Source organism: Crocosphaera sp. XPORK-15E, from assembly GCF_034931425.1.
Lineage (GTDB): Bacteria > Cyanobacteriota > Cyanobacteriia > Cyanobacteriales > Microcystaceae > UHCC-0190.
Map to the genome: position 1 here is coordinate 18,089 of NZ_JAYGHQ010000025.1, position 10,030 is coordinate 28,118.

The window sequence follows — 10,030 nt, forward strand, 5'->3', positions numbered from 1 at the left end:
AGAGTAGTTCTTGGGGCAATGATTGGCAACTATTCGAGTCTATGAGCGGACAAGCTATTAGAGGGCAAACTGGCTTGTTCTTGGCTGCTCCATTTCTATTCTGAGTTAGGCTATCAATTGAGGGTAACATAATAAAATATTCTCCAGTGAATGGTTGATAATTTGATCATTTAATCCAGTTCTAACAGTAAATCATCTAATTCCTCTTGACTCAAATTAGCATTCGGAAAATCGGATGGTGTGTAATCTCCTTCTGTTGATAAACAATGATTCATAATGTCTTTCAAGGATTGTTGATAAACATTAATTAAGTTTTCCATAGTGTTTTTTTTGTGAAACTTTTCACTATATTGCCATTCCATTTGCAGCTTCCCATCAATAACAAGGGCATTAATGTCAATTAAATGAGAACGCTGTCCTAAAGGACTATGAATAGAACCGCTAAATTCTTGAGCAAATTTCCAACCAATAGATCCTATTTGATGATGAGTAAATTGGCCCAAATAGTTAAAGCTAATTTCTGGTTTTGGATAATCTTTTAAACGAGATTGAATCATTGAATCTGAGTTTAGATAATATCCAATTCCGTAATCAAATCCACGATTGGGGATTCGTCGTAATTGCTCTTTTACTGATTTAAGACAATCCCCCAGAGAGTGCATATTTTCTCCTTTTAAATAAACAGGAAAAAGACTGGTAAACCAACCAATTGTTCGAGACAAAATCAGGTCATCAAAAATATTTTCTCTTCCATGCCCCTCTAAGTCAAGTAAAAGGTTATAATCACCAGTCCAAGGTACTAATGTTTGTACTAATGCTGTTAATAAAACATCATTAATTTGGGTGTTATAAGCTTGAGAAACTTCTTGTAATAATAAGCGAGTTTGTTCTTCTCTTAGATTAAAAGAAACTATTTTCGCATTGGCAACAATATTATAACTGTTATCAGTTTTATAGTCCAGAGGAAGGGGGTAGATTTCAGAAACATCAGCGTTAAGCCAATAAGCTAACTGAGATTTATGTTCTGCTTTTTGGGCATATTTTTGTAATTCCTCAGACCAATCTTTAAAGGAGGTGGTTTTAGGGAGTAATTCAATCAGTTTTTCTGATTCTAATTGTTGATAACTGGTGGCTAAATCTTCGGTAAGAATGCGCCAAGACACTCCATCTATAGCCAAATGATGAATGATAATTAATAATTTTGCCGTCTCACCTAATTGAAAAAGAATAACGGAGATTAAAGGACCTTTTTCTAGATTCAGAGAACGCTGATAATCCTCAGCTAATTCTCCCATTTTATTTAATTGTTCTTGATTAGATAAGGGTGATAAATTAACAACATCAAAAGCGAAAGAAGTACAGTCATCACTATTATATTGTTGCCATTGTTCCGTTTCTTTAAAAAAGCGTAAACGTAAAGCATCATGATGTTCTAGTAACTCTAAGACTGTCTTCTTTAATAAATCGGGTTTTAAATTCCCAGGAACTTCTAGAAAAATGGATTGGTTAAAGTGATGAGGTTCCGATAACTGCTGCTCAAAAAACCATTTTTGAATGGGAGTTAAAGGGACTTTTCCAGTTACCAATCCCTGTATTATTTTAGATACTGGAGTTATCTGGGTAATCGATGCTAATTGACCGATAGTTTGATGACTAAATAACTGTTTAGGGATTATTTGTAGTCCAGCTTGATTGGCTTTTGCTACAATTTGAATTGCTAGAATAGAATCTCCTCCTAATTCAAAAAAGTTGTCACTTATGCCAATTTGCTCTAGTCCTAATATTTGTTTCCAAATGTCAACTAGAATTTTCTCAGTGTCTGTACTGGGAATTATTTTTGTTACTTGTTCATCTACATTAATATCAGGTTTAGGTAGAGCGCGACGATCTATTTTTCCGTTAGTGGTCAAAGGAAAAGCGTCTAATTGAACGAAGAAAGCAGGGAGCATATATTGGGGTAACTTTTCTTCCAGAAATGATCTCAATTGAGCTATATTCAATTGGTCAGATCCAATAACATAGGCATATAAACGCTTTAATCCAGGTTGTTCTTCTTTGGCAATAACAATAGCTTCTTTGATTTGAGAATGAATATTAAGAACTGCTTCTATCTCCCCTAATTCAATTCTAAACCCTCGAATTTTCACTTGATCATCAATGCGGCCAACAAACTCAATTTTTCCATCGTTTCTATAGCGAACTAAATCCCCCGTTTTATACAGTCTTTCTCCTTGGATTTGACTAAAAGGATTAGGAATAAATCGAGTTTCTGTTAAATCTTTTCGATTAAGATATCCATAAGCTAACCCCGCTCCACCAATGTATAATTCTCCTATAATTCCAATAGGCACTGGTTGTTGACATTTATCTAAAATATAAACCTGATTGTTAGCAATGGGACGACCAATGGAAGGATCTTTTTGACTTAAGACATCAGAGGTAAGTTTTTGTGATGTGGTAACAACTGTATTCTCCGTTGGACCATAATTATTGACTAAGGTAAAAGGGAGAGAAGTAGGGGGAAAATGATTCAATTTATCGCCCCCCGTTAACATAAATCTTAAGGAACAATCGGCTGACCAATCATCAGTGATGATAACTTCTGCAAGAGGGGTAGGTAAAAAAGAAACAGTTATTCTGTGATGGCATAAAAAGTCTTTAAGAAGATTCGGTGAAGTGATAATATCTTGGGGTACAATGTAAATACAAGCCCCACAAGTTAGATAAGGCCAAATTTCCCATACCGAAGCATCAAAAGCAATTCCCGCTAATTGTGTTCCTCTATCTTTTTCCGTAATGTTAAAGGCATTTTGATGCCAATTAACTAGGTTTAATAAATTTTGATGCTGAATTAAAACCCCTTTTGGTGTTCCTGTAGAACCTGATGTATAAATAACATAAACTAAGTTCTTATAATTGATTTTATTCCTAGGATTATTAACTGGTTTTTTTTCAATGGTGTCCCAATTTTTATCTAAGCAAACTTTTTCTTTTTTATAATTAGTAAAAATTTTCTCTAATTTAGTTTGAGTAAGTAACACTGATACTCCAGAATCTTCTAACATATAATCTAAACGTTCTGGAGGATAATTAGCATCAAGTGGAACATAAGCACCGCCCGCTTTTAAAATGCCTAAAAAACCCACAATCATTAGGGGAGAACGCTCTAAACAAATTCCGACTAATTTATTGGATGTCACCCCTAAACTTTTTAAATAATGGGCAAGTTGATTAGCTTTTTGATTTAATTCTTGATAAGTAAATGACTCATTGTGATGGAAAACTGCTACAGCATCAGGTTTGTTTTCTGCTTGTTCTTCAAATAACTGATGAATACATTTATTGTTGGGGTAAAGTATTTTAGTCTGATTCCATTCTACTAATAATTGTTGTTTCTCAGACTCCGTTAATAGGGGTAATTTGCCAATAGCTTGCTGAGAATTGTTGATGATTTCTGTTAGTAAGGTTTGGAAATGACTACCCATCCGAATAATTCTATCAGTCAAAAATAAATCACTATTATATTCCCAAACTCCCTCTAAATAATTGCCTTCGTCTGTCTCTCTTTCTTCTAAAATTAAAGAGAGATCGAATTTCACTCTAACATTTTCTACTGGTATAGGTGTTACTTTCAGCCCTGATTGTTCTAATTTAGTCATAGGTGTATTTTGTAGGGCAAACATGACTTGAAAGAGAGGATTATAACTTAAACTACGTTCTATTTGTAAGGCATCTACCACTTGCTCAAAGGGAACGTCTTGGTGAGCATAACCTTCTAAAACTACTGTGCGAACTTGCTGCAATAATTCCTGAAAAGAAAGCTTCTCATCTAGAGAATTCCGCATCACTAATGTGTTGACAAAAAATCCGATCAGTGGCTCAATTTCTTGGCGGTTACGGTTAGCAACAGGGGTTCCTATAAGAATATCTTTTTGGTCACTATAACGAAAAAGTAAAATATTTAAGGTTGCTAACAGGGTAATAAATAGGGTCACACCTGATTTTTGACTCAAGCATTTTAACTTTTCTGTTAGTTCAGTATCAATTTTAAAAGCAATACTATGACCTTGAAAAGTAGGGGTGGCTGAACGAGATTTATCTGAGGGAAGTTCTAATAAATGAGGCGAATTAGCTAATTGTTTTTTCCAATAATTAAGTTGTTTATCTAAAATTTCTCCTTGTAACCATTGTCGTTGCCAAACAGCAAAATCAGCATATTGAATAGGTAATTTAGGTAAGGGAGAAGGTAAACTTAATATAAAGGCTTGATAAATATCAAATAATTCTTTAAAGAGAATAGTTCTTGACCAACCATCAATAATAATATGATGAATCACAATGATTAAAATATAAGATTGATATCCTTCTTCAATCAGGGTACATCGTAATAAAGGAACTTGAGTTAAATCAAATGGTTTTTGGATTTCTTGAGTGATTATCTCATCTTTGTTCTTAATAAAGCTATCTTTTAAATTAATAACGTTTAAGTTTATATTTAGAGTGGGAGAAATTATCTGAATGGGTTTTCCTTCTACAACTGAGAAACTGGTTCTTAAAATTTCATGACGTTGAACAAGTTCATTAATACTTTGCTCTAAAATATTAATATTTAAACTTCCCGTCAAACGCATAACAGGAATCTCATTATAAGCAGGGTTTTGACTATCCATCTGATAGAGAAACCACATTCTTTGTTGAGCAAAAGATAAGGGTAAATCATCATCCCTTGAGACAGGAATAATAGGTGAATAAGCATTCTTATCTGATATTTTTACTTGTTTTAAAAAAACAAGAATTTCTGACTTTCTGGCTCCTATTTTTTGCTTTATTTTTGGAGTCATTACTCCTGGAGGAGCTTGATATTTTAGCTTCTCATTTTCCAGCCATAATTTAATATCTAAACTATTTAAGTAAGATAAAAATTCTACTACTTTCATCGTCCCATTGCCTCCAAAAGTTGCTGTTTTATAATATCTAAATTACGAGGTGAACTCTTAGGATAAAACAGTCCATCAGCTTGCCACTTATTAGGTTCTATGCCAACAGCCCAAGCATTTAACCATTGATTAGATGTGATTTTAGGTAGCATTTCAGGTATAGTATCTTCAACAGCTATCTGGAAAATTACTTGAGCAAACTCTTCAAATAATTTCAGACTACTTAGATAAGCATCAATAATTTCTGATTCTGTTTTATTAGATTTTAAATTCCGAGTTCGCAGTTCATTAACAAAAGGAATTGCCAAATAATCAATAAATGTAAAGTTAACTCGGCCTAATGACTGATTCGCCCAATCTCTAAATAACTGTTGCATTCGATAGGAAAGAGGAAAAAATTCTCTATTGATCTGCTGAATTTTCATTCGTAGTTGTTGGTTAAGGAAGATGGAATTAAACATCATTAAACCACTAAATGTCCATCCGGCCAAAGTATCCCAAATAAATTTTGTAGCCATTACTGTTCCATTTCCCATACAATTGTAGGCATTTTGAGTATTAAAAGCAAATCCATCATTCAAAGTCAAAAAGAAGGAATTAGCATCCTCAACTTGTTCCTTAGTTAATTCACCTTGAATGTCAAGTTCAATCATCTGAGTGGTCAATGAATTACTATAACCAATATTATCTAATCCTGGAGAATAAAAGGGATCTGGAAATGTCCCTGCTTCGCCGATACAAGACCAACGAGAGTCGGAAAATACTTGCTTAGATGAGTAGCTATACTTAGGCATTTTTTTAAAGTCTAGAGGGGATTTTCCCTCTAAGTATAAAGCTAAATCAAGTTCATTTTCTTTTAACCATTGATAAGCTAGTTCATAGGTATGATAATTGTTAAAAGGATGAAGATCTTGACGAGCGACAATTCCAATACTGGTATGACCCGTAGACAAAGGAATTATCCAAACCCAATATCCTTCTCCACACAAATGAGTAGTCGAATAATAACGGTTGTTGTTAGGCACACGATTATGCCATTTTTCTTCACTTTCAGGAACGAAATCGCTGATATTAAAGCGACCTTCAACTCGAAACCAGACAGCACCAAATTTTTCATTATTTGGTTTGTCTAAACCAAGTTTTTTTTGTATAAATCGACGACGACCCATTGCGTCAATTACCCACCTAGCTTTGATTATTTTTGTTGTTTTATTATCTCCTTTTCCTTGAGTATAAACAATTTTATGATGTTGCTGTAATCCCATTGCTAGTTCAATTTCTTTCACTAAACATTTTTCTTGTAATTCTATTCCTGTTTCAACATTTAACTGGCGTAAATCGTTTTCAAATTTTCCTCTATCTATTTGATAAGATTTAGGAGAATGAAACTCAGATAATCCTAGTTCTGGTCTTTTTTGAAAGGTAGTTTTTTGGTTATTAAAAAAGTATCTTAATCCGAGTTTCTGTAAATGATTTTCATCTAAATAATCATGTAATTGAAGAATATTGGCTAAATAAAATGCTCCCACTTCAACCGTTGATTCTCCTACTTTAAATCCAGCTTCAGGTAAAGGACGAGTCATTCTATCAAGAACAACAATTGAAATATTAGGAATTTGAAGTTTTAACTGTCGTGCTAAAGTTAAACCTGCTAATCCACCGCCACAAATGACCACATCATAAGCTTTTTCTTGACTTAATAATGTGATTAATTCTTCTTTACTTTCTTTTAAGTTTTTCAGTAAATCTGAGGTCATTACTCCCTGGGGAGAGCGATAACGTAATTTATCATTTTCAACCCATAGTTGAATACCTAAACCTTTCAGATGAGCTAAGAATTTATTGGTGTTCATTGTGTTAAGACCTTCATTCGTAAATTTAATTAGCAGTAGAAATTACAGCATACAAATAATCCATTACGGCCGTTTCTCCCTTGATAGTAGCATTCATTGGCATGAGAACTTTGTCTACTTCTAAAATTGAAAAATTAGAAGAAGAAAATAGATTTTGTAGTTCTTCTAGCTTGACATGATCTGGTTTAACACCACAATCTAATAATCTTCTGATTTGAGAAGGATTATCTATTGCTGTTCCTTCAGGAAACCTATCTTCAGCTTGAGTAGTAATTTCCATCAAAAATAGTGTTCCTTTTTGCCCGATTAAGGTTTTCAGATTTTCCACAAACAAGATGCGTTTTTCTGGCTCAATTTGATGTAAAACTGAGCGCATATAAACATTAGAATCGCCAATATCCTCATGAATTTGTTTTATGTTTTCATCAGTATCAATAACTTGGTATTTAATATCTAATCCTGCTTTCTTTGTTCTAATTTTCGCTAAGTTTAAAGCATTTTGACTAACATCTACACCAATAACTTGAGGGAAATATTTTGCTAAAAACTGTGTAATGTTACCATCACCACAGCCAAAATCAATTAAGGGTAAATTGGAATTTTTGAAGCTTTTTTGCAAAAAAGTAATTTCAATCCCCATCCCTGATTCAGAATCAACTTCCCAAAGGACTTGAGAAGGTTGATTAATTAGCCCCCAATATTTATCCCAATTAGTATTATTTTGATTGTTCATGTTTTGGTTGGTTAGAAATTCATTCAACTGATTAGATTTGATAGCCTGTAAGTATTTTATCATAATTTAGAGAATCTGTTCAAAAATTTATCAATTATGATTTAGAAACCTTCGTATATAACTATTGTCATAATTCACCTTCTTCGTAATCTTCTTGTGTTTCTGTGATGATATCTTGACTATTGTGTAAGACATTAAGTACCTCTATCATTTGAGTTAGGCTGATAATAGTTGGATATTCTAATAAACTTTGTAAAGATAATTCTACTGCAAAAAGATCACGCAGACGAGAAATGACTTGACTTGCTAAAAGGGAATGTCCTCCTAGTTCAAAGAAATTATCGTTAATTCCAATTTTCTGAATATTTAACACATCTTGCCAAATTTTAGCGATTTTACTTTCTATTTCATTTCTCGGTGCTATCCATTCCTGATTATTGTCTCTCAGTTCGAGCAGTAGTTGTTCTTTATTAACTTGTCCTTGATGGGTTAAGGGCAAAGATTCTTCGGGATAGAATTGACATTTATAAGGAGTACCAAAGTAATCTTTTAGCGATAATTTACTGGCGACATCAAGAGTTTTTGAAGGTTGTTTAAGTGTGTAATAAGCTGTTAGTTTTTGTAATCCTTCCAAACAAGATGTATGACGCTTGATTTTAGGATTAGCTCCATCTAAACCAATCATTAATTGTGTTTGCTTATGGTATAAACTAGCCAAGAATGAGTTTAAGCCTTGCTGAACAGTTACACTATAATAACCTTGAGAACGAACGGTATATTTTCCTTTACTCATCCCTGTTTCTTGCCAAGCTGTCCAACTATAACAATAACTTGGACATAAATTTTTTGATTGTTGATAATGGTTGAAATGTTCTAGAAAACGGTTGGCAGCAGCATAACCACTCAGGGTTGCTCCTCCAAAAAAACTAGCTAAGGAGGAAAAACTAATAAAAATGCCTTTATTTTTTTTGATAAGTTGATGTAAGTTCCAAGTTCCTAATACTTTAGGGCGAAGAATATTTGATAAACTTTGTTTTGTTTGCTCAATTAGTAAATATTCTTGATAAATTCCAGCAAGATGAACAATCCCATCAAGTTCACCTTTCCATTTGGTTTTTACCTGTTTTACTGCTTTTTCTAACTGAGTTAAATCTCCCACATCTACTGCTTGATAAATTACTTCCCCTTCTAGTCGTTCCAATCTTTGGAGATTTTTTATTTTAGTGGTGTAATCATCTTCTTTTTCTAGGTGATTATTCCACTCTTTTTTCTCAGGTAAATCTGTTATTCCAATCACTAACAAACGAGCTTGATAATTTTCAAGTAAATACTTAGCGATTTCTATACCAATGCCTCCTAAACCTCCTGTGATTAAATAAATCCCTCCTTTTTTAAAGGGTATTTCTTGTTTGGTTTCTTGGGATAAATCAACTTTTTCTAAGCCTTTTACTAAACGTTTCTGTTCTCTGTAAGCGATTTCTCTGTCTTTCGATAAAGTAGATAATTCTTGTAAGATCAAGTTGCTATTGACTTTATTATTCTTTACAGGTAAATCAATATGACGACTATTAATCCAGGAAAATTCTTGAGAAATTGTTTTAGTTAATCCCAAGACGGGAGATTTTTCATAAGCGATTTCATCATCTTTATTAAGAGATTGACTACAACTCGAAATAAATAACAATTGAATACTTTGATCTCGTTGTTCAATATTTTTAATTTTAGTCAGTGCTTGCACAATAAATAATAAACTATAAATGCCTTCCTCTTGAGCCTTTTCGAGTTGTTTTGAGCAACTAATCTCTCCTTGATAGGGTTTATATGTCCAGAGGTGAATAATATTGTTAATAGGCTTATTTTGTTGAGTTAAAGACGCTATTAATCTTTGATAATCTTCTGTTTCAGTAGGATTGATGGTATAGCGATCGCCATTGATTTGAGAGTAACTATTTCCTGCTAAAATAATGATATAAGGTAAGCTTTTTTCTTGCAACTTTTGAGCGACTAATTCCCCTAAGCCCAACTGATCTATAAATATTAAGGTATAACCTGATAACAAGTCAGCATCAAGATATAAAGGTTCCTTAACTTGCCAAACTTGACGATAAAACCAATCAGGAAGAGTTTGATCATTTTCTAGGAGAATATCTATATCTTTTATAATGTCTTGAAATTCTCCTTGGTCAAACCGTTTTGTTAATTGTGATCGCTGAATTTTACCAATAGAAGTCTTAGGAATTTGCTCTTTATTTAAAGGAATAAAATAGTCTGGATTAACGCCAAAACTATTAATTACCTTTTGGCGAATTTTTTTTAATAAGTTTTTAAATTCCTCTTGATTCGAGGTTTCTGTGCTAAAAAAGAGAGCTAATTTATCGGTCTGACTATTAGCATCTTTAACCGCACAAGCTGCCGTATAAGAGGCTGCAATTTGCTCGATTGTATCAACAACTATAGCGTTTCTCGGATTCATGAGGTACAGTAACAGCGATCGCCAAACTCAAACA

4 protein-coding genes are annotated in these 10,030 nt (G+C 33.2%); all 4 read right to left on the reverse strand.

Annotated features, from left to right (window positions below; all coding sequences use genetic code 11):
* Positions 1-170: 170 nt before the first annotated feature.
* The 4 genes from VB691_RS22300 to VB691_RS22315 all read right to left on the reverse strand — a co-directional run bounded on the left by VB691_RS22300 (position 171) and on the right by VB691_RS22315 (position 9,996).
* A complete protein-coding gene (locus VB691_RS22300) occupies positions 171-4,937 on the reverse strand; it encodes a non-ribosomal peptide synthetase (RefSeq protein ID WP_323293732.1) in 4,767 nt (1,588 codons plus the stop codon).
* On the reverse strand, positions 4,934-6,790 hold the full coding sequence (locus VB691_RS22305; RefSeq protein WP_323293733.1) for an FAD-dependent monooxygenase: 1,857 nt from the start codon (positions 6,788-6,790) through the stop codon (positions 4,934-4,936). The genes VB691_RS22300 and VB691_RS22305 overlap by 4 nt, the downstream gene beginning before the upstream one ends.
* Positions 6,791-6,815: 25 nt before the next feature.
* A complete protein-coding gene (locus VB691_RS22310; RefSeq protein WP_323293734.1) occupies positions 6,816-7,523 on the reverse strand; it encodes a class I SAM-dependent methyltransferase in 708 nt (235 codons plus the stop codon).
* A gap of 127 nt (positions 7,524-7,650) precedes the next feature.
* On the reverse strand, positions 7,651-9,996 hold the full coding sequence (locus VB691_RS22315) for an SDR family NAD(P)-dependent oxidoreductase (RefSeq protein ID WP_323293735.1): 2,346 nt from the start codon (positions 9,994-9,996) through the stop codon (positions 7,651-7,653).
* Positions 9,997-10,030 lie beyond the last annotated feature (34 nt).

Excerpts from the sequence above, each read along its gene's own strand:
- VB691_RS22310 (WP_323293734.1), bottom strand. The coding sequence starts at position 7,523 with ATGAACAATCAAAATAATACTAATTGGGATAAATATTGGGGGCTAATT.
- VB691_RS22300 (WP_323293732.1), bottom strand. The coding sequence starts at position 4,937 with ATGAAAGTAGTAGAATTTTTATCTTACTTAAATAGTTTAGATATTAAA.
- VB691_RS22315 (WP_323293735.1), bottom strand. The coding sequence starts at position 9,996 with ATGAATCCGAGAAACGCTATAGTTGTTGATACAATCGAGCAAATTGCA.
- VB691_RS22305 (WP_323293733.1), bottom strand. The coding sequence starts at position 6,790 with ATGAACACCAATAAATTCTTAGCTCATCTGAAAGGTTTAGGTATTCAA.